The organism is Pseudomonas sp. Pseusp97 (assembly GCF_047304025.1).
In the GTDB taxonomy this organism is placed as follows: domain Bacteria; phylum Pseudomonadota; class Gammaproteobacteria; order Pseudomonadales; family Pseudomonadaceae; genus Pseudomonas.
Genome location: NZ_JBGLYK010000611.1, coordinates 1 through 234, shown reverse-complemented (window position 1 = coordinate 234; position 234 = coordinate 1). Strand labels below are relative to the sequence as shown.

The window sequence follows — 234 nt, the reverse complement described above, 5'->3', positions numbered from 1 at the left end:
GGACAACCTGCTGAATACGCTGGGCGGCGACAACCTACTCTTCAAGGCCTTTCTGTTTGCCGGCCTGTGGGTGGAAAACCCGGACAGGGGCAAGCGCTACGACCTTTTCCGCGACCGGGTGATCTTCCCCATCCGCGACAGGCGTGGGCGAGTGATCGCCTTCGGTGGGCGGGTGCTGGGCGACGACTAGGCGAAGTTCCTGTATTCGCCGGAAACCCCGGTCTTCCATATAGG

The 234-nt window shown here is 62.0% G+C and carries 1 pseudogene; it reads left to right on the top strand.

Annotated features, from left to right (window positions below):
- Positions 1-187, top strand: a pseudogene (locus tag ACCC94_RS30530) (hypothetical protein); the annotation flags it as partial.
- Between the last annotated feature and the right edge of the window lie 47 nt (positions 188-234).